The sequence below is a fragment of the Pseudomonas botevensis genome (assembly GCF_019145475.1).
In the GTDB taxonomy this organism is placed as follows: domain Bacteria; phylum Pseudomonadota; class Gammaproteobacteria; order Pseudomonadales; family Pseudomonadaceae; genus Aquipseudomonas; species Aquipseudomonas botevensis.
Genome location: NZ_JAHTKI010000008.1, coordinates 180,663 through 204,083 on the forward strand (window position 1 = coordinate 180,663; position 23,421 = coordinate 204,083).

Genomic DNA, 23,421 nt, shown 5'->3' on the forward strand with positions numbered 1-23,421 from the left:
GACAGATTGGGGATCGCCGGGGGTGTCTGTGAGGCCGCCCTCACGGACAAGCGCACGCCCACCAAAGCAACACATTCCAATGCGGGAGCGGGCTTGCCCGCGAAGACGCCCGTCAGTCCACCGCCAACGCCTTGGCCAACCGCTTCGCCCGCGCGCCCGAAGCCAGTTGCATCACCGACTGATCGCGCTGCCACATCACCGCCCACTCCGGACTGCCCTCGGCCAAGGCCTGATCGATCTCAGCCTTGAACGAGTCGAACTGGGCAAACAACCCACCCAGAAGCACATGCCCCGCCGGATTGTTCGGAGCCTGGCGGCTCATCTCCGCACACCCGGCCAACAGCGCCAGCAGACGCAATTGCAGCGACTGGGGCCAGTCGCTGTCCTGACCGACGCCGTACAACCAGGCCGTCATCGCGCTCAGCACATACACATCTTCCAGGGTACGAAACGGCTTCACATACGCATCCCAGCCATCCCCGGCGAGCAACTCGCACATCGCGCCATCGAGATGCAGGCGACCGTGGCTGACGTCAGGCATCAACGGCAGCGCCGGGAGTTTTTCCACCTGCACGCCCGGCTCGCCTGGATACACCACCGCCAGGCTCAGACGCGGTGTTGCGCCAGGCTCCTCGCTGCGTGCGGCGATCAGCAGCCAGTCCGCCGCATCGCCGGCAGTGACGAAATCCTTGCGGCCACTCAGGCGCAGATCCGTCAGCCGGGTCTGCATGTCCGCCGGCCGCAGACTGCGCTGTTCAGTCGCACACAGCGCGCCGAGGCTCAACGGCGCACTCGGCCACAACATGCGCAATGCCGCCTGATAGCCCACCAGAAATGCCAGCCCCGGTGTCGCCATCCGCCGTCCGCCCGCCACCGCCAGTTCGAACGGCGAGACGTTGCCCAACTGATGCAACAACGTCGCAAAACCCTCCGCCAGATCAGCGACGGCGGGCAAACGTTCACGGCTTTGAAGCAAGTCTGGCCAGGGCATAAGAGGCTCCTTGGGGGCTGTCATATAAGCATCACCAAACATTCATGGCGATGACACCGGGGCTACATAGCCTGACTTTGCACAACACGGCTGCATAAAGAAAGTCGATCGGCTGCAACCCACGACGGGTTAAAGGCCCGTACGGAGATTCAAATGACTCAGATCGCCCGCATCAGCGACACCGGCAATGAACGCCGCCTGCAAGCCGAACGCCTGATCGGCGCCGAAGCCTTGCAGCAAGCCCAGGCCTTGCGCTTCAACGTGTTCAGTGGCGAGTTCAACGCCAAGCTGAAAGGCGCCGAGCTGGGTCTGGACATGGATGACTATGATGTTCACTGCACCCATATTGGTGTGCGTGATTTGAACACCGGACGCCTGGTGGCGACCACCCGCTTGCTCGATCACGCCGCCGCCAGCAGCCTCGGCAAGTTCTACAGCGAAGAAGAATTCAGCCTGCACGGCCTGGCTCATCTGCAAGGCCCGATCCTCGAAATCGGCCGCACCTGCGTCGACCCGGCGTACCGCAACGGCGGCACCATCGCCGTGCTCTGGGGCGAACTGGCCGAAGTGTTGAACCAGGGTGGCTACAGCTACCTGATGGGTTGCGCGAGCATCCCGATGCAGGACGGCGGGATTCAGGCCCACGCGATCATGCAGCGCCTGCGCGAACGTTACCTGTGTACCGAACACCTGCGCGCCGAACCGAAAAAGCCGCTGCCGAGCCTGGATATCCCGTCCAACGTGATCGCCGAAATGCCGCCGCTGCTCAAGGCCTACATGCGTCTGGGCGCGAAAATCTGCGGCGAGCCGTGCTGGGACGAAGACTTCCAGGTCGCCGACGTGTTCATCCTGCTCAAGCGCGACGAACTCTGCCCGCGTTACGCCAAGCACTTCAAGGCGGCGGTGTAATGAGCCGCCTGCGGGTGTACGCGCGGATCGCGCGAGTGCTGCTGGTGGTGACGCTAGGCTTGAGCATGGCCAGTGTCTTCGGCGTGTTCGAACGCCTGGGCCTGGCCCATTCGATGGAGCGGCGCCAGCGCTGGTCGCGGTTCTTCATGGCCCGCCTGACCAACGCCCTGCCCTTTCGCGTGACCGTGCAGGGCGAGCTGCCGAAACAGCCGATGCTGTGGGTCAGCAACCATGTTTCGTGGACCGACATTCCGCTGCTGGGCATGCTCACGCCGCTGTCGTTTCTGTCCAAGGCCGAAGTGCGCACCTGGCCGGTGGCCGGCTGGCTGGCGGCGAAGGCCGGCAGCCTGTTCATCCGTCGCGGCTCGGGCGACAGCCAGTTGATCCGCAAACAGATGACACGCCATCTGCAAACCGAACATGCACTGCTGATGTTCCCTGAAGGCACCACCACCGACGGCCGCTCGCTGCGTACCTTTCACGGTCGCCTGCTGTCGGCGGCGATCGACTCCGAGGTGAAACTGCAACCGGTGGCGATCCGTTATCTGCGCGAAGGTGAAATCGATACCCTGGCGCCGTTCATTGGCGATGACGATCTGCTGTCGCACCTGATGCGTTTGTTCAGCAATGATTGCGGCGACGTGGAGATTCATTTGCTCAAGCCGATTGCCTGCCAGGGCCGCGAGCGCGCTGCGCTGGCCTTCGAGGCACAGCAGGCGGTGCAGAAAGCATTGTTCGGTTCGATTCCGGAAACCCAACAGGCACCGATGCGCCCGGCTATCGCGGCCTGAAACAGGTATCGACTTGTGGGAGCGGCGTGCGACTCGCCCGCTCCCGCCGTCAGGCGCTTTGTGATTCGGTGTTTTGCGCAAAATCCTGAAGCTGCGGATAGAACAGCGCGAAGTCCTCACTCAACGGTTCATACAACCGCCGCAATTCCTGCATCGCTCCCGCCAGTTCCTCAGGTCGGCTCAGGCGTCGGGAGATCCCGCGCAATACCTGCTCCAGCACTTCGAACTGCTGATACGAACCCAACCAGTCATTGGCCATCATGTGCGGCGCGATCTTCGCCAGGCGTTCGGGCAACTGTCGTTCACTGGACAGCGCGCGGTACACGTCGGACGTGAACTGCGCCAGTGGCCGGTCGGCGTAGAGCGTCCAGTCACGGGCCAGACAGTGATCGAAAAACACGTCGAGGACGATGCCGGCGTAACGCCGCCGGGTATGGGAGAAACGCCCCAACGCCGTGTCGACCAACGGATGGCGGTCAGTAAACACGTCGATCTGGCGATGCAGTCTGATAGCCGCCTCGACCTCCGGGGCAAACTGCCCCTGCAGCTGCCCTTTGACGAAATCGCCATACAGGCTGCCGAGCAGTTGACCGGGGCGCTGGCCACCGAGGTGTAAATGTGCGAGATAGTTCATGGGCGCAGCTTAGCACCGCGCCGGAGTATCGATACACCTCACATATCGTTATAACCCGATATACCGATTTACTCGGTCATCAGATCGAAATCATATTGGTATATCGCGAAATACCGATTTAAAGTTCGCCCCATCGCGATATAGCGTTGCACACATCACGAGCACTCAACCATGAACCTCAACCTCGACGAAATAATAAAAGCCCTGGCGCACCCGGTACGGCGAGACATCCTGCACTGGCTGAAAGACCCCACCGTCGAATTTCCCGACCAGTCCCACAGCAATGAGCACGGCGTCTGTGCCGGGCAGATCGACCAGCGTTGCGGCCTGTCGCAATCCACGGTCTCGGCCCACCTGGCAACCCTGCAACGCGCTGGCCTGGTCAGCAGCCGCAAAGTCGGCCAATGGCACTTTTTCAAACGTAACGAGGACGTGATCCAGGCGTTCCTCAGCACCCTCAGTGAAGAGCTCTGACCCTTAACGTCAGCCAGCCAAAAGGATTAAACGATGCCCCTCTCGCTTCTCATACTCGCCTTGAGCGCCTTCGCCATCGGCACCACCGAGTTCGTCATCATGGGCCTGCTGCCCGATGTGGCGGCCGATCTCGGGGTGTCGATTCCCGGTGCCGGCTGGCTGGTGACCGGTTACGCCCTGGGCGTGGCCATCGGTGCACCGTTCATGGCCATGGCGACCTCGAAGCTGCCGCGCAAGGCCGCCCTGGTCGCGCTGATGGGCATCTTCATTATCGGCAACCTGCTCTGCGCCATCGCCAGTGACTACAACGTGCTGATGCTGGCCCGGATCGTCACCGCCCTCTGCCACGGCGCCTTCTTCGGCATCGGTTCGGTGGTGGCGGCAAGTCTGGTGCCGGCCAACAAACGCGCGTCGGCCGTGGCGCTGATGTTCACCGGCCTGACCCTGGCCAACGTTCTCGGCGTGCCGTTGGGCACTGCGTTGGGGCAGCAGGAAGGCTGGCGTTCGACTTTCTGGGCAGTGACCGTGATCGGTGTGGTTGCGTTGATCGGCCTGATCCGTTTCCTGCCAGCGAAACATGATGAGGAAAAACTCGACATGCGCAGCGAGCTGGCGGCCCTCAAGGGCGCCGGGATCTGGCTGTCGCTGAGCATGACGGTGCTGTTCGCCGCGTCGGTCTTCACCCTGTTCACCTACGTCGCGCCGCTGCTCGGGGAAGTGACTGGCGTCTCGCCCCGTGGCGTGACCTGGACCCTGATGCTCATCGGCCTGGGCTTGACCGTCGGCAATATCATCGGCGGCAAAATGGCTGACAAAGGCCTGGCCGCAACGCTGATCGGCGTGTTCATCGCCATGGCCGTGACCTCCACCGTACTGAGCTGGACCAGCGTTGCGCTGATTCCCACCGAAATCACCCTGTTCCTCTGGGCCACCGCGTGTTTCGCCGCGGTGCCGGCCCTGCAGGTCAACGTCGTGACCTACGGCAAGGACGCACCGAACCTGGTTTCGACCCTGAACATCGGCGCATTCAACGTCGGTAACGCCCTGGGCGCCTGGGTCGGCGGCAGCGTCATCGCCCACGGCTATGGCCTGACCAGCGTGCCGCTCGCCGCCGCCGTTCTGGCGGTGCTGGCCCTGCTGGTGACCCTGATCACTTTCCGTCAGAACGGCAATGCCGCGCTGGCTTCTGCTACTCACTGATTCATTCAATAACTCACGAGGGTTGTATTTCATGGCAACTATTTTCGATCCGATCAAACTGGGCGACCTCGAGCTGTCCAACCGCATCATCATGGCGCCGCTGACCCGCTGCCGCGCCGACGAAGGCCGCGTACCCAATGCGCTGATGGCCGAGTACTACGTGCAACGCGCCTCCGCCGGCCTGATCCTCAGCGAAGCCACTTCCGTGACCCCGATGGGCGTCGGCTACCCGGACACCCCCGGCATCTGGTCCAACGATCAGGTACGTGGCTGGACCAACGTGACCAAAGCCATCCACGCCGCCGGTGGCAAGATCTTCCTGCAACTGTGGCACGTCGGACGTATTTCCCACCCGTCGTACCTGAACGGTGAAGCGCCGGTCGCCCCAAGCGCCCTGCAACCCAAAGGCCACGTCAGCCTGGTGCGTCCACTGGCCGACTACCCGACGCCACGCGCTCTGGAAACCGCTGAAATCGCCGACATCGTCGACGCCTACCGCACCGGTGCCGAGAACGCCAAGGCCGCCGGTTTCGACGGCGTGGAAATCCACAGCGCCAACGGTTACCTGCTCGACCAGTTCCTGCAAAGCAGCACCAACCAGCGCACCGACAACTACGGCGGCTCCCTGGAAAACCGTGCCCGCTTGTTGCTGGAAGTGACCGACGCGGCCATCGACGTCTGGGGCGCCGGCCGTGTCGGCGTACACCTGGCGCCACGCGCCGACTCCCATGACATGGGCGACGACAACCTGGCCGAGACCTTCACCTACGTCGCTCGCGAACTGGGCAAGCGCGGCATCGCGTTCATTTGCTCCCGCGAAAAAGAAGGCGCCGACAGCCTCGGCCCACAATTGAAAGAAGCGTTCGGTGGCGTGTACATCGCCAACGAGCGTTTCACCAAGGACAGCGCCAATGAATGGCTGGCCAGCGGCAAGGCCGACGCCGTGGCATTCGGCGTACCGTTCATTGCCAACCCGGACCTGCCGGCGCGCCTGAAGGCCGATGCGCCGTTGAACCAGCCGCACCCGGAAACGTTCTACGGCAAAGGCCCGGTCGGCTACCTCGACTACCCGACGCTGTAACCTTTAGTTAGTTGTAACAAAAGGCCCCGACTCGCAAGAGCCGGGGCCTTTTTTATTAGTTATAAAAAACACTCAACGACATAAACCATTACACACCTCGCATGCAAACAAACTTGAGCACTGTTACTTTTAAAACTTACCAACCCAGCACAGAGATTTTTTCATGGATGATATAGAAAGCTTCATTTCCGGCATTTCGAGCACAGAAGATAAAAGTTACATAGACCGCGCAAGAGAATACTTGTCCGGATTAAACAAAGATGAGCTCAAAGAGTTCCTGGAAAAGCACAGGCATGTGGAAAGATTCAATGCAAATGCCGAAAAAGCTGCAAAAGAGCAGCCGATCCAATGGAACCCCGTCAGTAAGATGACCAATGAAACCGGCGTTCTGATCTATATCTACAACACCACCCGAGAAAACTTCTCCCTGACCAAAGCCAGTTGGGACAGCAGTCAGCTGCCGCTGAAGGAGTTTGATCTCGGCGCGGGCGACTATACGTCATTCATACTTCGCGATGATCGACTCAGACGTATCAGCAACGCAAAGTCTATATTTCGCAGTTCGAAAATAAAACATGAATTTACTTATAAAAGCGCTGAAAGAGCCTTCACATTCTCAACAGAAGCACAACTCTATCTGCGTTACGAACCGTTGGCTTTTGGTAATACTACAACGGTGTCACGACAATACAACACGCGGTCGACCGGAAAGACCGAGCTTTTGTGCAGCACCGAGTTGACACAACGCCAAAATACTTCGCCTTATAGTTACGCCATGAAGATCGTAATCCGCGAAGCAAACTGAAGCGCACGTTTTTTTCACCAGCAAGCGCCCTGACAAGGCGCTTGCTGTGCATGGAGAAATTGACTGCCGGATCAACCAAGGGAAGATATACAAAATCCCTACAAAATACGTAGCTCGCTATGTTTCAACTCGAACCGCAGCGGTATATAAAAGCATCCCATTGCAGCGGGGCGAGCGAACAGGGATCTTCATTCGCCTCCATCATCGACACAAACTGATCCAATTACGTATTTTGTTTCATTTGCGCAGGCTGGGGCTCAAGCGCAGCATATCCAGCCCGGTTTCGACCCAGCGCTCGGCTTCGGCGTGCAGTTCAAAGCTGTCAGGCACCAACAGCCAGCCGTACAACAGGCCATCGATGTACGCGTGAATGCTGATGGCCGCGCGGGCAGTGTCGAGATCCGCCGGCAACTGGCCGCGATTCACGGCGTTGCGCAAGGTCAAGCCGATACGCAGATTGCATTCGAGACTGGCTTCCCGACGCTGTTGGCGCAGATCGCACATTTCATCGGTGAACTCGCACTTATGAAACAGAATTTCGTTGATACGCCGGGTCTTCGGATCCAGCGCAACTTGATGAAACAAATGAATCAGCAGCTTGCGCATGCAGCCCAGTGGATCGAGTTCGTCCTCGCTCTCACTGGCTCTGGCCAGTTCATCCAGCGGCTCTTTGAGGGTATCGAGCATCGCCTGCAACAGATCGGCCTTATTGCTGAAATGCCAGTAGATGGCGCCGCGAGTCACGCCGGCCAGGCTGGCGATATCCGCCAGCGTGGTACGCGCCACGCCCCGTTCATAGAAGGCTTTCTGGGCGGCTTCGAGAATCTGGCTTCTGGTTTCTTGAGCTTCCTCTTTGGTACGACGGACCATGACAGTAAAACCTCAAACAGGATGTTTCAGGGATGGCTGAATATCCGCTGAATAAAAAGGGGGTGATCTCTCGTGGATCGACGCCCCGGCCTACAATTTCAGACCTTGCGACGACTTTTGTATCAGGGTGGGTACGCGGCCAAGGTGTTTACAAACAACCATGAACGTAAGTATATTCCTTAGCAAGCTACTTATCCACCCGGCACCTGATTTTTACCCTTCCACACTTCTTGTGCGCTTTTCGCGCGCCTGACCCGAGGATCTTCATGCAATTCAAGCCAGCTGTTACCGCTCTGGTCACTGCCGTCGCCCTGGCATCGCTGCTCAGCGGATGTAAAAAGGAAGAGGCGGCTCCCGCCGCACCACCTCCTCAGGTCGGCGTCGTCACCCTGCAACCACAAGCGTTCACCCTCACGTCCGAACTGCCGGGGCGCACCAGTGCGTTCCGCATCGCTGAAGTTCGACCGCAGGTCAACGGCATCATTCTCAAGCGTCTGTTCAAGGAAGGCGGCGATGTCAAAGCCGGCCAGCAGCTGTATCAGATCGATCCGTCGGTCTATGAAGCGACCCTGAAAAGCGCCGAAGCCAACCTGCGTTCGACCAAGTCGATCTCAGACCGCTACAAGCAACTGGTCGATGAGCAAGCGGTCAGCCGTCAGGAATACGACACCGCCGTGGCCAACCGCCTGCAATCGGAAGCGTCCTTGCAGACCGCACAGATCAACGTGCGCTACACCAAGGTCTACGCGCCGATTTCCGGGCGTATCGGCCGCTCTTCGGTGACCGAAGGCGCGCTCGTCAGCAGCGGCCAGACCGACGCCATGGCCGTGATCCAGCAGCTCGACCCGATCTACGTCGACGTCACCCAGTCCTCGGTGGAACTGCTGGAACTGCGCCGCGAACTGGAAAGCGGTCGTCTGCAAAAGGCCGGCGACAACGCCGCTGCGGTCAAGCTGACCCTGGAAGACGGCAGCCAGTACAAACTCGACGGTAAGCTGGAATTCTCCGAAGTGTCGGTCGACCAGACCACCGGTTCGGTGACCCTGCGCGCCGTGTTCCCGAACCCGGATCACACCCTGCTGCCAGGCATGTTCGTGCACGCCCAGTTGCAGGCCGGTGTGAACAGCGCAGCGATTCTCGCCCCACAGCAAGGCGTGACCCGCGACCTCAAAGGCACGCCAACCGCTCTGGTGGTCGGCCCGGACAACAAGGTCGAACTGCGTCAGCTCAAGGCCAGCCGCACCGTCGGCAGCCAGTGGCTGATCGAAGACGGCCTGAAGGCCGGCGATCGCCTGATCACCGAAGGGCTGCAATTCGTCAAGCCAGGCATCGAAGTCAAGCCGAGCGAAGCGACCAACGTTGGCGCAAAGAACCCGGCCCCCGCTCAGGCAGCTGACAAAGCCGCCGGCGGCAAAGGGGAGTAACCCATGTCAAAATTTTTCATCGACCGTCCGATTTTCGCCTGGGTAATTGCCCTGGTGATCATGTTGGTCGGGGCACTCTCGATCCTGAAATTGCCGATCAACCAGTACCCGAGCATCGCGCCACCGGCCATTGCGATCCAGGTGACCTACCCGGGTGCGTCCGCACAGACCGTGCAGGACACCGTGGTTCAAGTGATCGAACAGCAGCTCAACGGTATCGACAACCTGCGTTATGTGTCGTCGGAAAGTAACTCCGACGGCAGCATGACCATCACCGCGACCTTCGAGCAAGGCACCAACTCCGACACCGCGCAGGTCCAGGTCCAGAACAAGCTGAACCTGGCCACCCCGCTGCTGCCGCAGGAAGTGCAGCAACAGGGTATCCGTGTGACCAAGGCAGTGAAGAACTTCCTCCTGGTGATCGGCGTGGTGTCGCGTGACGGCAGCATGACCAAGGACGACCTGTCCAACTACATCGTGTCGAACATGCAGGACCCGATTTCGCGGACCGCCGGTGTCGGTGACTTCCAGGTCTTCGGTGCCCAGTACGCGATGCGCATCTGGCTCGACCCGGCCAAGTTGAACAACTTCAACCTGACCCCGGTCGACGTGAAAACCGCCATCGCGGCGCAGAACGTCCAGGTGTCGTCCGGTCAGCTCGGCGGCTTGCCTGCCGTGCAGGGCCAGCAACTGAACGCCACGATCATCGGCAAGACCCGTCTGCAGACCGCCGAGCAGTTCAAGGAAATCCTGCTCAAGGTCAACAAGGACGGCTCGCAGGTTCGCCTCAAAGACGTCGCCGATGTCGGCCTCGGTGGCGAGAACTACGCGGTCAGCGCCCAGTTCAACGGCAGCCCGGCATCCGGTCTGGCGGTGAAACTGGCCAACGGCGCCAACGCCCTCGACACCGCCAAAGCCCTGCGCAAGACAATTGACGACCTCAAGCCGTTCTTCCCGCAAGGCATGGAAGTGGTGTTCCCGTACGACACCACCCCGGTGGTGACCGAATCGATCAAGGGTGTGGTTGAAACCTTGGTCGAAGCGATCGTGCTGGTGTTCCTGGTGATGTTCCTGTTCCTGCAGAACTTCCGCGCCACCGTCATCACCACGATGACCGTGCCGGTGGTATTGCTCGGTACGTTCGGCATCCTCGCCGCCGCCGGTTTCAGCATCAACACCCTGACCATGTTCGGCATGGTGCTGGCCATCGGCTTGCTGGTGGACGACGCCATCGTCGTGGTGGAAAACGTCGAACGGGTGATGAGCGAAGAAGGCTTGTCACCGAAGGAAGCAACCAAGAAGTCCATGGGCCAGATCCAGGGCGCACTGGTCGGTATCGCGCTGGTGCTGTCGGCGGTACTGCTGCCGATGGCGTTCTTCAGCGGCTCGACCGGTGTGATCTACAAGCAGTTCTCGATCACCATCGTTTCGGCCATGGCACTGTCGGTGATGGTTGCCCTGATCTTCACCCCGGCACTCTGCGCCACCATGCTCAAGGCGATTCCGCACGGTGAGCACGGCGCGCCGAAAAAAGGCTTCTTCGGCTGGTTCAACCGCAACTTCGACCGTGGTGTTCGTGGCTACGAGCGTGGCGTGGGCAATATCCTGCAGCGCAAGGCGCCGTATCTGCTGGCTTATCTGCTGATCGTGGTCGGCATGGTCTGGCTGTTCACCCGCATTCCGACTGCATTCCTTCCGGAAGAAGACCAAGGCGTACTGTTCGCCCAGGTGCAGACCCCGGCCGGTTCGACTGCCCAGCGCACTCAAGTGGTCGTGGATGAAATGCGTGAGTATCTGCTGCGTCCGACCAAGGACGGCGGCGAAGGCGACGCGGTAGCCTCGGTGTTCACCGTGACCGGCTTCAACTTCGCCGGCCGTGGCCAGAGCTCGGGGATGGCGTTCATCATGCTCAAGCCATGGCACGAGCGTAATGCCGACAACAGTGTGTTCAGCCTCGCCGCCCGCGCCCAGCAGCATTTCTTCGGTTTCCGCGACGCGATGGTGTTCGCCTTCGCCCCGCCTGCGGTACTGGAACTGGGCAACGCCACCGGTTTCGACGTGTTCCTGCAAGACCGCGCCGGTATCGGTCACGACAAGCTGATGGCTGCCCGCAACCAGTTCCTGGGCATGGCCGCGCAGAGCAAGGTGCTCACCCAGGTGCGCCCGAACGGCCTGAACGACGAGCCGCAGTTCCAGCTGGAAATCGATGACGAGAAGGCCAGTGCCCTGGGCATTACCATCGCCGACATCAACAACACGCTGTCGATCGCGTTGGGCAGTAGCTACGTCAACGACTTCATCGACCGTGGTCGGGTGAAGAAAGTCTACGTACAGGGCCAGCCGGACTCGCGCATGAGCCCCGAAGACCTGAAGAAGTGGTACGTGCGCAACGCCGCCGGCACCATGGTTCCGTTCTCGGCCTTCGCCAAGGGCGAGTGGATCTACGGCTCGCCGAAACTGGCGCGTTACAACGGCGTGGAAGCACTGGAGATCCTGGGTGCCCCGGCGCCGGGTTACTCGACCGGTGAAGCGATGGCCGAAGTCGAAGCGATCGCCAAGAAGCTGCCGGCCGGTGTCGGTATTTCCTGGACCGGTCTGTCCTACGAGGAACGTCTGTCGGGCTCGCAAGCACCGGCGCTGTACGCCCTCTCGCTGCTGATGGTGTTCCTGTGTCTGGCGGCGCTGTATGAGAGCTGGTCGATTCCGATCGCGGTCATGCTGGTGGTGCCGCTGGGGATCATCGGTGCGCTGATGGCCACCAGCCTGCGCGGCCTGTCCAACGACGTGTACTTCCAGGTGGGGCTGTTGACGACCATCGGTCTGGCGGCTAAAAACGCCATTCTGATCGTCGAGTTCGCCAAGGAGCTGCACGAGCAGGGCCGCAGTCTGCGCGATGCCGCCATCGAAGCGTGCCGCATGCGTCTGCGACCGATCATCATGACGTCGCTGGCCTTCGTCCTCGGCGTGGTGCCGCTGGCGATTTCCACCGGCGCGGGTTCCGGCAGTCAACACGCGATCGGTACGGGCGTGATTGGCGGTATGCTCACGGCAACGATCCTGGCGATTTTCTGGGTTCCACTGTTCTTCGTCACTGTGTCGTCCATGGGCCAGCGCAAAAACGCCGGCAAGGATGACGCCATAGAAACTCCTAAAGAGGCTGGCCAATGAGCAAGTCGCTACTCTCCATCGCAGTCGCCGCCTTCGTGCTGAGCGGTTGCTCGCTGATCCCTGACTATCAGCAGCCTGAAGCACCGGTCGCGGCGCAATACCCGCAAGGCCCGGCGTACTCGTCGGCCCAGGCGCCGGCGCAGGCCGCCGCCGAGCAGGGCTGGAAGCAGTTTTTCCATGACCCGGCCCTGCAACAGCTGATCCAGGTGGCCTTGGAAAACAACCGCGACCTGCGCGTCGCGGCGCTGAACATCGACGCCTACGCGGCTCAATACCGCATCCAGCGTGCCGACCTGTTCCCGGCCGTTTCGGCCACCGGCAGCGGCAGCCGCCAGCGGGTTCCGGCCCGCGCGTCGCAGACCGGTGAAGCGAGCATCAGCAGTTCCTACTCCGCCACCGTCGGCATCAGCGCCTACGAGCTCGACCTGTTCGGTCGGGTTCGCAGCCTGAGCGAACAAGCGCTGCAACAATACTTCGCCACCGAAGAGGCGCGCCGCAGCACCCAGATCAGCCTGGTCGCTAGCGTGGCCAACGCCTACCTGACCTGGCAGGCCGACAAGGAACTGCTCAAGCTGACTCAGGACACCCTCGGTGCCTTCGAGGAAAGCTACAAGCTGACCAGCCGCAGCAACGAAGTCGGGGTGGCCTCGGCGCTGGATCTGGCGCAGTCGCGCACTTCCGTGGAAAACGCCCGGGCGCAACTGGCGCGCTACACCCGCCAAGTCGCCCAGGACGAAAACAGTCTGACCCTGCTGCTTGGCACCGGCGTGCCGGCCAACCTGCAAGCGGCCAAGCCGCTGTCGGATGACCTGCTCGCCGACGTACCGGCCGGTCTGCCATCGGATCTGCTGCAGCGTCGTCCGGACATCCTCCAGGCCGAATACAACCTGAAGGCGGCCAACGCCAATATCGGCGCGGCCCGTGCGGCGTTCTTCCCGAGCATCAGCCTGACCGCCAACGCGGGCAGCCTGAGCCCGGACCTGTCCGGTCTGTTCAAGGGGGGCTCCGGTACGTGGCTGTTCCAGCCGCAGATCAACCTGCCGATCTTCAACGCCGGCAGCCTGCGCGCCAGCCTCGACTACGCCAAGATCCAGAAGGACATCGGCGTGGCGAACTACGAGAAGTCCATTCAAACGGCCTTCCAGGAAGTCGCCGACGGCCTGGCCGCACGCCAGACCTACACCGAACAGTTGCAGGCGCAGCGTGACTTCGTCACCGCCAACCAGGATTACTACCGCCTGGCCGAGCGTCGCTACCGCATCGGTGTCGACAGCAACCTGACCTTCCTCGATGCCCAGCGTCAGCTGTTCAGCGCGCAACAATCGCTGATCACCGACCGCCTCGCGCAGTTGACCAGTGCGGTCAACCTGTACAAGGCCCTGGGCGGTGGCTGGAATGCGCAGACCGCGCAGAACGAACCGCTGAAGGAAGAAGCGCCGAAGATGAAGCTGTTCTGATCATCAGCAGCTGAACACAAAACGCCCGCCATTTTGGCGGGCGTTTTGTTTGTAGCAGAAAGACGTGAACAGCCCTCACACCCACCGGACAATTCCCCGCATCTAGCGTTCGATAATCGCCCAAAACCCGCTTTCGACGATTGAATCGCCCCACTCGCGCCCCGCACCATTCGTCCCACAAAACCAATAACAACAGGTTCGACACCATGCTCCCGCGCCCTGCCCCATCCGGCTGATCGCCGCCGTTTCCCCCCTGACTCACGACGCCATGTCTGCCCCGCTCGCCGCGGCAGTGCGCCCCGCTTCACCTAAAAATAATTAGAGAGACTCACCTCATGACGCCTTCCACCTATGCATTTCCCGGTCTGATCGCCCTGACACTGGCCGGCGCCGCCCTGCCCGTGGCGGCCGAGGAAGCCGGATTCGTCGAAGGAGCCAAGGTCAACCTGAACCTGCGCAACTTCTACATCAACCGCAACTTCACCAACCCGACCAAGGCTCAGGGCAAGGCTGAAGAGTGGACGCAGAACTTCATCCTCGACGCCAAATCCGGCTTCACCCAGGGCACCGTCGGTTTCGGCATGGACGTACTGGGGCTGTACTCGGTCAAGCTCGACGGCGGCAAAGGCACCGGCGGCACGCAGGCGTTGCCGCTGGACCATGACGGCCGCCCGGCGGACACCTTCGGCCGCACCAACGTGGCGTTCAAGGCCAGGCTGTCGCAGACCGAAATCAAGGTCGGCGAGTGGATGCCGGTGCTGCCGATCCTGCGTTCGGACGACGGTCGCTCGCTGCCACAAACCTTCCGTGGCGGGCAGATCACCTCGAAGGAAATCGACGGCCTGACGCTCTACGGCGGCCAGTTCCGCGCCAACAGCCCGCGCGACGACAGCAGCATGAGCGACATGTCGATGACGGGCAAAGCCGCGTTCACCTCCGACCGTTTCAACTTCCAGGGCGGCGAGTACGTGTTCAATGAAAAACGCACGCAGATCGGCCTGTGGAACGCCGAACTCAAGGACATCTACAGCCAGCAATACGTCAACCTGATCCACAGCCAGCCGCTGGGCGACTGGACCCTCGGCGCCAACCTCGGCTTCTTCTACGGCAAGGATGATGGCAGCGCACGGGCCGGCGAGCTGGACAACAAGACCTGGTCGGGGATGTTTTCCGCGCGCTACGGCGGCAACACCTTCTATGTCGGCCTGCAAAAACTCACCGGCGACAGCGCCTGGATGCGGGTCAACGGCACCAGCGGCGGCACCCTGGCCAACGACAGCTACAACGCCAGCTACGACAACGCCCGGGAACGTTCCTGGCAGGTGCGCCACGACTACAACTTCGTCGCCCTCGGCATTCCCGGCCTGACCCTGATGAACCGCTACATCAGCGGCGACAACGTCCACACCGGCAGCATCACCGACGGCAAGGAATGGGGGCGTGAATCGGAACTGGGCTACACGGTACAGAGCGGCACGCTCAAGGACCTGAACGTCAGATGGCGCAATTCGACCATGCGCCGCGACTTCAGCAACAACGAATTCGACGAGAACCGTCTGATCGTCAGCTACCCGATCAGTCTGCTCTGAGCTGCAATCCCGACGCACCACAGAATGTGGCGTGTCGCGATTTACCGCCGGTCGTATCGAACTGGCGGTTTGCGCAAACGCAGATAGAGTCAAAAAGTTACTGAATTCTCCATCTCGGCTGTAGGAGCCCCTTTTTCTTCCGTTATCTCCGGATGCTGTACGCGAAGCTGCCTTGGCCACGGAGGTCAGGTATGAGCAAGCGAATAGTTATCGTCGGTGGCGGCGTAGGAGGAACCATGCTGGCCAATCAACTGGCCCGCAAGCTGTATCCGGAAATCCTGCGCGGCGAAGTCTCGATCCTGTTGTTGTCCGATTGCCCCGATCACTACTACAAACCTGCGTTCATGTACGTAGCGTTCAATCTGTATTTCAAAGAAGAACTCAAACGCCCGGAACGCTCATTGCTGCGCCCGGAAATTGGCTTTCAGGTCGAAAAGGTCACGCGCTTCGATTTCGCCGGCCAACGCCTGAAAACCAGCAGCGGCAAGCCCTTTAGCTACGACTTCCTGGTGATTGCCACCGGATGTTTGCCGGCACCGGAACGCATCGAAGGTCTGCAAGAGGCCGGCGACCATTTCTATCAATACGATCCGGCCCGTCAGTTGGCCCAGCGCCTGAGCACGATTGAAAAGGGTCGGATCTTCATCTCCGTGTCGTTCCCCCAGACGCCCAACGTTCCACATCAGTGCGGTATCGCTCCGGTGGAAACGACGCTGATGCTGGACGACTACCTGCGTCGGCGTGGGGTTCGGGACAAGGTGGAAATCATCTACACCTACCCGACCACCGCCCAACTGCTGCGAAACTGCCTGTTCCTGCAACGTCCAACCGGGGAAATTCTGCCTGCCATTTTCGAGCAGAAGGACATCCACTATCAGCGCGGCTTCACCCTGAGCCGGGTTGATCCGGATGCGAAAATCGCCTACTCCGCAGAGGATGAGGCGCAGCCTTTCGACATCCTGATGGCAACACCGCCGATCCGCGCGGTGGATGCGGTGCTGGAGTGTGGTGTCTCGCAGGCGCAAAACGATGAAGGCTGGCTGCCGACCAACCACGAAACACTGCAGGTCTATGGTCTGGAGAATGTCTATGTGATCGGCGACACCGTGGATTTGCCGGTCAGCAAGGCCGGGGGTTCCTGCCATAACCAGGCGCCAGTGATCGCCAACAACATTGCCGCCGAAATTCGTCTCGGCAAACCGGTCAGCGTCTATGACGGGCGGGTCCAGGCCGTCGCGCAAATGGGCCTCAATGCCGGCATGCCCCTTTGGTACGACTACTCCAGAGACGTGCAGCCCACCCCACCCACCAAAATCGGCGGCCTGCTGCGCAACGGCTTCAATCGCGGCCTGTACTGGGCCGTCGCCCGGGGAATGCTTTGACCCTGCACAGGGAGGAGTGATTGCTGATGAACATGCCTGAAGACGTGTCGGCCACCCCCGGGTACAGCGCCCTGATGGCCAGATTGCAACCTTTGATCGATAGCGGGCGACTGGACAACATCGTCGACCTGCTTTCCCTGGTGTCGGACCTGATCGACCTGCTGGATGCCGCCACGGTGGAAAAACTGGCCAATGTGTTCGAAGAGGTTACGGCTTCCGGTTGGGCAGCGGCCAATACCCTGCGAATGACCAGGGCCGAAATCATGACACAAGGCAAACCGCCGAGCCTCTACGCCCTGCTCAAACTGCTGAACGAAGAAGATACGCGCAAAGGTGTGGCCGTTGTCCTGAAAACGCTCAACGTCATCGGAAGACAGCTGTAAATCGCCAGAGAGGACCACCTCATGAGCGTAAACCTCGAAACGCCGGGCAAGCCCTGCACCGACTGGGACGCCAAGGCGTACCAGCAGTTTTCCCGGCTCAGGCAACAACCGGTCAATGAATTGCTCGATCGTGTCAGCGTGGAAAATCCCCGGCACATTTATGACCTGGGCTGCGGCACCGGGATTGCCACACGACTGCTCGCCGAACGCTGGCCGCACGCGCAATTGCAGGGCATCGACAGCTCCGAAGAGATGTTGAGAGAGGCACGCTGCCTGCCGATCAAGGCGTCGTGGCAGCAATGCGACCTGCTCGACTGGAAGCCCGAAAGTCAGGCGGATCTATTGTTCGCCGCTGCTGTGCTGCATTTCATCGACGACCACGAACAATTGTTGCCGCGCCTGCTCGGCTACCTCAATCCGGGCGGTTGCCTGGCCGCCCACATGCCGAACTGGCGTGATGCGTTGTGGTATCGGCTGATGCTCGACACCCTCGAAGATGGCGGCCCCGACGGTACACCGCTGGGCACGGCGCAGTTGCGCCAGCGCATGGCTGCTCGCCCATTGTTGCGACTCAAGGATTACTACCGACTGCTCGCGCCAGTCACCCGGTCACTGGAAATCTGGGAGAGCCGGCAACTGCAAGTGGTCGATGGTAAATCGCCGGTGTATGACTGGGTGAGAGTGTCGGCGTTGCGCCAGGTGATGCTGGGGCTCGATAAAGAGGAGCAGGCGCGGTTCATCTATCACTTTGTGATGCGGGTGCATAAGCACTATCCGCAAGAGAACGACGGGCACACGCTGTTTCCGTTCAAGCGGATTTTTATCGTAGCCCGAGTTTGAGTAGAAGGAGCGGATTGAGGCGTCGCAGCGTCCGGCGCCTTCGCGGGCTTACCCGCGAAAGCGCCGGCGCGGGGCTCCATCACTCCCTGGATTCGACGCCCAGTTCATCCCAGACCGACTCGGCCAGATGAAACGTCGCATTGGCCGCCGGAATCCCGCAGTAAATCGCGCTCTGCATGATCACTTCCTTGATCTCCCCACGGCTCACGCCGTTATTGGCCGCTGCGCGCAGGTGCAGTTTGAGTTCGGCCTCGCGGTTCATGCCGATCAGCATGGCGATGGTGATCAGGCTGCGGGTGTGGCGCGGCAAGCCTGGACGGGTCCAGATGTCGCCCCAGGCGTGGCGGGTGATCATCTCCTGGAACTCCGAGTTGAACTCGGTCAGGGCGTTCAGGCTGCGGTCGACATGGGCATCGCCCAGCACCGCGCGACGCACTTGCAGGCCTTCGTCGTAACGTTGTTTCTCGTCCACGGATACGTCCTCAATCGGCCTGCAAAAACGTCAGTACCCGCTCGCTGAACGCAGCGCCGGCCTGAACGTTGGAAAGGTGTGCGGCATAAAATTCGGCGTACTGCGCCCCACGCACATGCGCCTGAATGAAATGCCCGCCGGACGGCGGCGTCACCGCGTCTTCGGTGCCGGAAATCACCAGCAGCGGCGCGCTGATCGACGCCAGTTGATCGCGAAAATCCGCATCACGCACCGCCGCGCAATTGGCGGCGTAGCCTTCTGGCGAAGTGGCGGCGAGCATGTCAGTGATCTGCTTGGCCGTCGCCGGGTTGGCGGTGGAAAAGTCCGGGGTAAACCAGCGGGCAATCGACGCATCGCGCAACGCGACCATCGCCGCCGCACCATCGCGCAGCACGGTTTTGATGCGTGGATTCCACACCGACGGATCGCCGATTTTCGCGGCGGTGTTGCACACGATCAGCTTGTGCAGGCGCTGACCGGCATTGATCCCCAGCCATTGACCGATCAGACCGCCCATCGACAGTCCGCAGAAATGCGCCCGCTCGATGTGCAACGCAGCCAGCAGCGCCAGCACGTCGTGGCCCAGTTGCTCGATGCTGTACGGCCCCGGCGTGACCAGCGACTGGCCGTGACCACGGGTGTCGAAACGCAACACGCGAAAGTGCTCGGTGAACGCCGGCATCTGCGCGTCCCACATGTGCAGATTGGTGCCCAGCGAGTTGGACAGCACCAGTACCGGCGCGCCCTGCGGCCCTTCAATTTGGTAGTGCAGTTCGCCATCGGCGAGTTGAACGAAAGCCACGGCCCTCTCCTTTCAGACAGTCAAAGCGTTGTGTTCGGCCACCGCGCGCTCGACCCATACTTGTGCCTGGCCGAGGTAATGGGCGGGATTGAGCAGGTGATCCAGTTCAGCGGCGCTCAGTTCGGCGGTCACCTGCGGTTCATCGCCCAGCACCGCGCGCAAATGACGCTGCTCGGCCACCGCGCGTTTGCAACATTGTTCGAGCAGATGATGGGCCTTGTCGCGCCCGACCCTTTGCGCCAGGACGATGCTCACCGCTTCGGCCAGCACCAGGCCCTGGGTCAGCTCCAGGTTGCGCGCCATGCGTGCGGCGTCGACTTCAAGACCGTCGGCCAGCAGCCGCGCCTGTTGCAATGCCCCCGAAACCAAACCGCAAATCTCCGGCAGGGTTTCCCATTCGGCATGCCATAGCCCGAGGCTGCGCTCGTGTTCCTGGGGCATGGCGCTGAACAGCGTCGACACCAGTCCCGGCACCCGCGTGGCCGCACCGATCAGCACCGCCGCGCCCACCGGGTTGCGTTTGTGCGGCATGGTCGAGGAACCGCCCTTGCCCGGCGCCGAAGGTTCGAACACCTCGGCCGCTTCGGTTTGCATCAACAGACTGATGTCGCGCCCGAGCTTGCCGAGGCTGCCCGCAATCAGGCCGAGCACGGCACCGAACTCGACGATGCGATCACGCTGGGTGTGCCACGGTTGCTCCGGCAGGCTCAGTTGCAGCTCTTCGGCCAGTGCCCGGGCAATCGGCAAAGCCTGCTCGCCCAGCGCCGCGAGGGTGCCGGACGCGCCGCCGAATTGCAGCACCAACAGACGCGGCTTGAGTTCGCGCAGACGCTGGCGGCTGCGGGTCACGGCGCCGAGCCAACCGGCGATCTTCATGCCGAGGGTGACCGGGGTGGCGTGTTGCAGCCAGGTACGCCCGGCCAACGGGGTTGCCGCATGACGCTGCGCTTGCGTCGCCAACGAATCGGCCAGCTGCGCCAGATCGTTTTCAATCAGCGTCAGCGCCTGACGCAATTGCAGCACCAGCCCGGAATCCATCACGTCCTGACTGGTCGCGCCCAGATGCACGTAGCGTTCGGCTTCGGCATCTGCCGCCGCGATTTGCCTGCCCAACGCCTTGACCAGCGGAATCGCCGAGTTGCCCGCCGTGGCAATGGCCTCGCCCAGTGCCGCGAAGTCGTACAGACTGGCATCGCAGGCGTTTTCGATCGGCCCGACGGCCGTCGCCGGAATCAACCCGACCCGCGCTTCGGCCCGGGCCAGCGCCGCTTCGACATCGAGCATCGCCTGCACCCGGCCGTGATCGCAGAACACCTCACGCATATCGCGGGCAGTGAAATAGGCATCGAACAATTGATTGCCCGGTCGCTGAGTCATAAGAATCCTTGCCGGCGCGGGCCGTGCATGACGGCCCGCGCACATCGGTTTAGAGGTCGTGATGTAAATACGCCGCCTGTCTGGGCAGACGCAAGCTGAACAGGAACGCCACCGCCATCATCACCGTGACGTACCAGTAGAAGGAGTTTTCCATGCCCGCCGATTTAAGGCTCAGGGCTACGTATTCCGCCGAGCCACCGAAGATCGCATTCGCCACCGCGTAAGCCAGGCCGACACCAAGGGCGCGGACTTCCGGCGGAAACATTTCGGCTTTCACCAGACCGCTGATCGAGGTGTAGAAACTGACGATCGCCAGCGCCACGGTAATCAGCACGAAGGCCAGGAACGGACTGCTGACGCTTTTCAGGCTTAACAGGATCGGCACGGTGAACAGTGTGCCGAGCGCGCCGAACCAAAGCATCGAGTTACGGCGGCCGATCTTGTCGGCGAGCATGCCGAACAGCGGCTGCATGCACATATAAAGGAACAGCGCGCCGGTCATGATGTAACTGGCGGTCTTGGCGTGCATGCCGGCGGTGTTCACCAGGTATTTCTGCATGTACGTGGTGAAGGTGTAGAAAATCAGCGAACCACCGGCGGTGTAACCGAGGACGGTGATGAACGCAGCCTTGTGGTCGCGGAACAACGCACGAATGCTGCCGGCGTCCTTGTTCTCGCGCATTTCCTTGCTGGTGGTTTCTTTCAGGGTGCGGCGCAGGAACAGCGAAATCAGCGCCGCCACCGCCCCGACCACAAATGGAATCCGCCAGCCGTAGGCACGCAGTTCATCTTCGCTGAGGAACTGTTGCAGGATCACCACCAGCAGCACCGCCAGCAGTTGCCCGCCAATCAGGGTCACGTACTGGAACGAGGCGAAGAAACCGCGCTGGCCCTTGAGCGCCACTTCACTCATGTAAGTGGCGGTGGTGCCGTACTCGCCGCCCACCGACAGACCTTGCAGCAGCCGCGCGAACAACAGCAGCACCGGCGCCCAGACCCCGATGCTGGCGTAGGTCGGCAGACAGGCGATGAGCAACGAGCCGAAGCACATCATCAGCACCGAAATCATCATCGAATTCTTGCGCCCGTGCTTGTCCGCCACCCGGCCGAAAATCCAGCCGCCGATCGGCCGCATCAGGAACCCGGCGGCGAACACCCCGGCCGTGTTGACCAGTTGCACCGTGGGGTTGTCGGAGGGGAAAAACGCCGGGGCGAAATAGATCGCGCAAAAGGCGTAGACGTAGAAGTCGAACCATTCGACCAGGTTGCCGGACGAGGCGCCGACAATGGCGAAGATGCGCTTGCTGCGCTCTTCGCCGGTGTAGTGGGAGGTCAGGGTTGTCATTGTTATTTACTCTTTGGGGACACTTGAGAGTCTAGACACACTTTGCAACAGTCCCGTTCCACAGATACATCAGGCGTTGCGATCCCCGTGGGAGCGGGCTTGCCCGCTCCCACGGGGATCGCGGCGAACTCAATAATCGAAGAACACCGTCTCCGCCTCAGTGCCCTGCAGAATCACATTCCACTGATAAACCCCAGCGGCATTCGGCTTGGCCAGCAGCGTCGCGCGGCGCTCGGCCGGCACACATTCGAGCAACGGATCATCGACGTTGGCCGGGTCGCCTTCGAAATAGATCCGGGTCAGCAGGTGCTTGACCAGACCCCGGGCAAACACCAGCACCACCAGATGTGGCGCCTGGGTCGAGCCTTTCAGTCCCTCGACCGTGCCCGGTTTGATCGTGGTGAAACGGAAACGCCCCTCGGCATCCACCGGCACGCGGCCGAAGCCTTCGAAGTTCGGGTCCAGCGGTTTGTCCTGCTCGTCTTCCGGGTGGTCGTACTTGCCGGCAGCGTTGGCCTGCCAGACTTCCAGCATGGCGTCGTTGACGACATCGCCATTGCCGTCGATGACTTGCCCGGTGATCGCCACGCGTTCGCCGAGGGTCAGTTCAGTGGCGAGGTTCTCGCGGTTCAGCCAGGTCAGGCCGATGTGGTAATACGGCCCGACAGTGTGGGAAGTGGTCGCGGTCAGGGTCATCTCATTTCTCCATCGGCGTGGCTTCGCGGCCGCGCAGCACGATGTCCCAGCGATAAGCGAGGGCGTAGGACGGAATGGTTTTTTCCAGATCGAAAGCGGCGATCAGGCGCTCCTTGGCGCGGGTGTCCGGCACGCAGTTGTAGATCGGGTCATACGCCAGCAGCGGATCGCCCGGGAAGTACATCTGGGTGACCAGGCGCGTCAGGATGCTTGGCCCGAACAGCGAAAAGTGCACATGCGCCGGACGCCAGGCGTTGTGGTGGTTGCCCCACGGGTAAGCGCCGGGCTTGATGGTCTGGAACTGATACCAGCCGTCGGCGTCGGTCACGGTGCGGCCGGTGCCGGTGAAGTTCGGGTCCAGCGGCGCGTCGTGCAGGTCGCGGGCATGGTTGTAGCGACCGGCGGCGTTGGCCTGCCAGATCTCTACCAGAATCCCCGGCACCGGCAGACCGTCCTCATCAAGCACACGGCCATGGATGATGATCCGCTCGCCCAACGGCTCGCCAGCATGCTGGGCGGTCAGGTCGTTATCGGTGTCGGCAACCCGCTCGGCACCGATAGTCGGGCCAGTGATTTCCGACAGCGAATGGGGCAGAAACACCAACGGCTTGGACGGCGAGCGCAGATTGGTGGATTGATACGTCGGATGCAGGTACGGCGGCTGGGTGCCTTCCTGTGGGCGACGGTAACCAGGCTTGTCAGTCATTTCGCTTTCCTCTGTTCTTATTCGT

At 61.4% G+C, this 23,421-nt stretch carries 22 protein-coding genes; 13 read left to right on the top strand and 9 right to left on the bottom strand.

All coding sequences use genetic code 11. From position 1 onward, the window contains the following. Positions 1-112: 112 nt before the first annotated feature. Positions 113-991: an acyl-CoA dehydrogenase family protein gene (locus KVQ74_RS12980; RefSeq protein ID WP_217831476.1), complete on the bottom strand. Its 879-nt coding sequence runs from the start codon at positions 989-991 to the stop codon at positions 113-115. Positions 992-1,144: 153 nt separating this feature from the next. On the opposite strand from KVQ74_RS12980, the gene olsB reads away from it, so the two are divergent. Together olsB and KVQ74_RS12990 are read left to right on the top strand one after the other, a co-directional pair. Beyond that, positions 1,145-1,900, top strand: a complete 756-nt coding sequence (gene olsB, locus KVQ74_RS12985; protein WP_217831478.1) for an L-ornithine N(alpha)-acyltransferase — start codon at positions 1,145-1,147, stop codon at positions 1,898-1,900. Next, positions 1,900-2,691, top strand: coding sequence for a lysophospholipid acyltransferase family protein (locus KVQ74_RS12990; RefSeq protein WP_217831479.1), 792 nt, complete (start codon positions 1,900-1,902; stop codon positions 2,689-2,691). Before olsB ends, KVQ74_RS12990 begins: the two co-directional genes overlap by 1 nt. Positions 2,692-2,740: 49 nt before the next feature. Here the strand turns inward: KVQ74_RS12990 and KVQ74_RS12995 are convergent, their stop codons facing one another. Continuing rightward, positions 2,741-3,325 (bottom strand): acyl carrier protein phosphodiesterase, encoded by a 585-nt coding sequence (locus tag KVQ74_RS12995; RefSeq protein ID WP_217831481.1) that lies wholly within the window; start codon positions 3,323-3,325, stop codon positions 2,741-2,743. A 171-nt stretch (positions 3,326-3,496) separates the two neighbouring features. Here KVQ74_RS12995 and KVQ74_RS13000 point away from each other — a divergent pair, with 171 nt between their 5' ends. The 4 genes from KVQ74_RS13000 to KVQ74_RS13015 all read left to right on the top strand — a co-directional run bounded on the left by KVQ74_RS13000 (position 3,497) and on the right by KVQ74_RS13015 (position 6,885). Beyond that, positions 3,497-3,799, top strand: coding sequence for an ArsR/SmtB family transcription factor (locus KVQ74_RS13000; protein ID WP_217831482.1), 303 nt, complete (start codon positions 3,497-3,499; stop codon positions 3,797-3,799). A gap of 33 nt (positions 3,800-3,832) precedes the next feature. Then, positions 3,833-4,999 (top strand): MFS transporter, encoded by a 1,167-nt coding sequence (locus KVQ74_RS13005; protein ID WP_217831483.1) that lies wholly within the window; start codon positions 3,833-3,835, stop codon positions 4,997-4,999. A gap of 31 nt (positions 5,000-5,030) precedes the next feature. Next, positions 5,031-6,080 (top strand): alkene reductase, encoded by a 1,050-nt coding sequence (locus KVQ74_RS13010; RefSeq protein ID WP_217831484.1) that lies wholly within the window; start codon positions 5,031-5,033, stop codon positions 6,078-6,080. Between the two features lie 163 nt (positions 6,081-6,243). Then, a complete protein-coding gene (locus tag KVQ74_RS13015; protein WP_217831485.1) occupies positions 6,244-6,885 on the top strand; it encodes a hypothetical protein in 642 nt (213 codons plus the stop codon). A 237-nt stretch (positions 6,886-7,122) separates the two neighbouring features. Here KVQ74_RS13015 and KVQ74_RS13020 read toward each other — a convergent pair whose 3' ends face one another. Next, positions 7,123-7,755 carry a TetR family transcriptional regulator gene (locus tag KVQ74_RS13020; protein WP_217831486.1) on the bottom strand — a complete coding sequence of 211 codons (633 nt, stop codon included), beginning with the start codon at positions 7,753-7,755 and terminating at the stop codon, positions 7,123-7,125. Positions 7,756-8,021: 266 nt separating this feature from the next. On the opposite strand from KVQ74_RS13020, the gene emhA reads away from it, so the two are divergent. From emhA to KVQ74_RS13055, 7 genes are all read left to right on the top strand, one after another. Next, a complete protein-coding gene (emhA, locus tag KVQ74_RS13025) occupies positions 8,022-9,179 on the top strand; it encodes an efflux RND transporter periplasmic adaptor subunit EmhA (protein ID WP_217831487.1) in 1,158 nt (385 codons plus the stop codon). Positions 9,180-9,182: 3 nt separating this feature from the next. Then, positions 9,183-12,347 carry an efflux RND transporter permease subunit EmhB gene (gene emhB, locus KVQ74_RS13030; protein ID WP_217831489.1) on the top strand — a complete coding sequence of 1,055 codons (3,165 nt, stop codon included), beginning with the start codon at positions 9,183-9,185 and terminating at the stop codon, positions 12,345-12,347. Then, positions 12,344-13,804, top strand: coding sequence for an efflux RND transporter outer membrane subunit EmhC (gene emhC / locus KVQ74_RS13035; protein ID WP_217831490.1), 1,461 nt, complete (start codon positions 12,344-12,346; stop codon positions 13,802-13,804). Before emhB ends, emhC begins: the two co-directional genes overlap by 4 nt. A gap of 335 nt (positions 13,805-14,139) precedes the next feature. After that, complete coding sequence (locus KVQ74_RS13040) at positions 14,140-15,393, top strand: OprD family porin (RefSeq protein WP_217831491.1); 1,254 nt, start codon at positions 14,140-14,142, stop codon at positions 15,391-15,393. Between the two features lie 191 nt (positions 15,394-15,584). Beyond that, entirely contained in the window at positions 15,585-16,775 is a 1,191-nt protein-coding gene (locus KVQ74_RS13045) for an NAD(P)/FAD-dependent oxidoreductase (protein ID WP_217831493.1), read from the top strand. Between the two features lie 26 nt (positions 16,776-16,801). Continuing rightward, entirely contained in the window at positions 16,802-17,158 is a 357-nt protein-coding gene (locus KVQ74_RS13050; protein WP_225929981.1) for a DUF1641 domain-containing protein, read from the top strand. A gap of 21 nt (positions 17,159-17,179) precedes the next feature. Next, positions 17,180-17,998: a methyltransferase domain-containing protein gene (locus tag KVQ74_RS13055; protein ID WP_217831495.1), complete on the top strand. Its 819-nt coding sequence runs from the start codon at positions 17,180-17,182 to the stop codon at positions 17,996-17,998. Between the two features lie 79 nt (positions 17,999-18,077). Here KVQ74_RS13055 and pcaC read toward each other — a convergent pair whose 3' ends face one another. The 6 genes from pcaC to pcaH all read right to left on the bottom strand — a co-directional run bounded on the left by pcaC (position 18,078) and on the right by pcaH (position 23,396). Further along, complete coding sequence (gene pcaC, locus KVQ74_RS13060) at positions 18,078-18,470, bottom strand: 4-carboxymuconolactone decarboxylase (protein ID WP_003222417.1); 393 nt, start codon at positions 18,468-18,470, stop codon at positions 18,078-18,080. A gap of 10 nt (positions 18,471-18,480) precedes the next feature. Then, a complete protein-coding gene (gene pcaD, locus KVQ74_RS13065; RefSeq protein ID WP_217831497.1) occupies positions 18,481-19,272 on the bottom strand; it encodes a 3-oxoadipate enol-lactonase in 792 nt (263 codons plus the stop codon). Between the two features lie 12 nt (positions 19,273-19,284). Then, complete coding sequence (locus KVQ74_RS13070; RefSeq protein ID WP_217831499.1) at positions 19,285-20,649, bottom strand: 3-carboxy-cis,cis-muconate cycloisomerase; 1,365 nt, start codon at positions 20,647-20,649, stop codon at positions 19,285-19,287. A 49-nt stretch (positions 20,650-20,698) separates the two neighbouring features. After that, positions 20,699-21,994: an MFS family transporter gene (locus KVQ74_RS13075; protein WP_217831501.1), complete on the bottom strand. Its 1,296-nt coding sequence runs from the start codon at positions 21,992-21,994 to the stop codon at positions 20,699-20,701. A 129-nt stretch (positions 21,995-22,123) separates the two neighbouring features. Beyond that, on the bottom strand, positions 22,124-22,690 hold the full coding sequence (gene pcaG, locus KVQ74_RS13080) for a protocatechuate 3,4-dioxygenase subunit alpha (RefSeq protein ID WP_217831502.1): 567 nt from the start codon (positions 22,688-22,690) through the stop codon (positions 22,124-22,126). Between the two features lies 1 nt (position 22,691). Beyond that, complete coding sequence (gene pcaH / locus KVQ74_RS13085) at positions 22,692-23,396, bottom strand: protocatechuate 3,4-dioxygenase subunit beta (RefSeq protein ID WP_217831504.1); 705 nt, start codon at positions 23,394-23,396, stop codon at positions 22,692-22,694. Between the last annotated feature and the right edge of the window lie 25 nt (positions 23,397-23,421).

What these genes read in the sequence shown, in the direction of transcription:
- KVQ74_RS12980 (WP_217831476.1), bottom strand. Translation starts at nt 991, where the DNA reads ATGCCCTGGCCAGACTTGCTTCAAAGCCGTGAACGTTTGCCCGCCGTC.
- olsB (WP_217831478.1), top strand. Translation starts at nt 1,145, where the DNA reads ATGACTCAGATCGCCCGCATCAGCGACACCGGCAATGAACGCCGCCTG.
- KVQ74_RS12990 (WP_217831479.1), top strand. Translation starts at nt 1,900, where the DNA reads ATGAGCCGCCTGCGGGTGTACGCGCGGATCGCGCGAGTGCTGCTGGTG.
- KVQ74_RS12995 (WP_217831481.1), bottom strand. Translation starts at nt 3,325, where the DNA reads ATGAACTATCTCGCACATTTACACCTCGGTGGCCAGCGCCCCGGTCAA.
- KVQ74_RS13000 (WP_217831482.1), top strand. Translation starts at nt 3,497, where the DNA reads ATGAACCTCAACCTCGACGAAATAATAAAAGCCCTGGCGCACCCGGTA.
- KVQ74_RS13005 (WP_217831483.1), top strand. Translation starts at nt 3,833, where the DNA reads ATGCCCCTCTCGCTTCTCATACTCGCCTTGAGCGCCTTCGCCATCGGC.
- KVQ74_RS13010 (WP_217831484.1), top strand. Translation starts at nt 5,031, where the DNA reads ATGGCAACTATTTTCGATCCGATCAAACTGGGCGACCTCGAGCTGTCC.
- KVQ74_RS13015 (WP_217831485.1), top strand. Translation starts at nt 6,244, where the DNA reads ATGGATGATATAGAAAGCTTCATTTCCGGCATTTCGAGCACAGAAGAT.
- KVQ74_RS13020 (WP_217831486.1), bottom strand. Translation starts at nt 7,755, where the DNA reads ATGGTCCGTCGTACCAAAGAGGAAGCTCAAGAAACCAGAAGCCAGATT.
- emhA (WP_217831487.1), top strand. Translation starts at nt 8,022, where the DNA reads ATGCAATTCAAGCCAGCTGTTACCGCTCTGGTCACTGCCGTCGCCCTG.
- emhB (WP_217831489.1), top strand. Translation starts at nt 9,183, where the DNA reads ATGTCAAAATTTTTCATCGACCGTCCGATTTTCGCCTGGGTAATTGCC.
- emhC (WP_217831490.1), top strand. Translation starts at nt 12,344, where the DNA reads ATGAGCAAGTCGCTACTCTCCATCGCAGTCGCCGCCTTCGTGCTGAGC.
- KVQ74_RS13040 (WP_217831491.1), top strand. Translation starts at nt 14,140, where the DNA reads ATGACGCCTTCCACCTATGCATTTCCCGGTCTGATCGCCCTGACACTG.
- KVQ74_RS13045 (WP_217831493.1), top strand. Translation starts at nt 15,585, where the DNA reads ATGAGCAAGCGAATAGTTATCGTCGGTGGCGGCGTAGGAGGAACCATG.
- KVQ74_RS13050 (WP_225929981.1), top strand. Translation starts at nt 16,802, where the DNA reads ATGAACATGCCTGAAGACGTGTCGGCCACCCCCGGGTACAGCGCCCTG.
- KVQ74_RS13055 (WP_217831495.1), top strand. Translation starts at nt 17,180, where the DNA reads ATGAGCGTAAACCTCGAAACGCCGGGCAAGCCCTGCACCGACTGGGAC.
- KVQ74_RS13070 (WP_217831499.1), bottom strand. Translation starts at nt 20,649, where the DNA reads ATGACTCAGCGACCGGGCAATCAATTGTTCGATGCCTATTTCACTGCC.
- KVQ74_RS13075 (WP_217831501.1), bottom strand. Translation starts at nt 21,994, where the DNA reads ATGACAACCCTGACCTCCCACTACACCGGCGAAGAGCGCAGCAAGCGC.
- pcaG (WP_217831502.1), bottom strand. Translation starts at nt 22,690, where the DNA reads ATGACCCTGACCGCGACCACTTCCCACACTGTCGGGCCGTATTACCAC.
- pcaH (WP_217831504.1), bottom strand. Translation starts at nt 23,396, where the DNA reads ATGACTGACAAGCCTGGTTACCGTCGCCCACAGGAAGGCACCCAGCCG.